A 485-nucleotide genomic window follows, 5' to 3' on the forward strand; every position below is an offset into this window, starting at 1 on the left:
CCTTCTTGCCGTACTTCGCGGTCTTCCACACGTTGTAGAGGAACGGGAGCACGGACAGGCCCAGCAGGAACGAGCTGATCGTCGAGATCGTGTTCAGCGTGGTGAGCCCTTCGACCGCGAGGTAGTCGGGGATACGGCGCACCATGCCGTTCGGGCCCAGCCAGTGCTGGACGAGGAACGTGCCGTGGAAGCCGATGAACAGCGTCCAGAACGTGATCTTGCCGAGGCGCTCGTCGAGCATCTTGCCGGTGAACTTCGGCCACCAGAAGTGGAAGCCGGAGAACATCGCGAACACGACCGTGCCGAAGACGACGTAGTGGAAGTGGGCGACGACGAAGTACGTGTCGGACACGTGGAAGTCGATCGGCGGCGAGGCCAGCATCACGCCGGTCAGCCCACCGAAGGTGAAGGTGACCAGGAAGCCGGTGGCCCACAGCATCGGGGTCTCGAACGACAAGGACCCCTTCCACATGGTGCCGATCCAG

1 protein-coding gene is annotated in these 485 nt (G+C 62.9%); it reads right to left on the minus strand.

Annotation, left to right across the window (positions count from 1 at the left end; translation table 11 throughout):
- On the minus strand, positions 1–485 hold a 485-nt coding region (locus ADL01_RS23060), incomplete at both ends, for a cbb3-type cytochrome c oxidase subunit I (RefSeq protein WP_199834908.1).

This window comes from Streptomyces sp. NRRL WC-3618 (genome assembly GCF_001280005.1).
Lineage (GTDB): Bacteria > Actinomycetota > Actinomycetes > Streptomycetales > Streptomycetaceae > Streptomyces.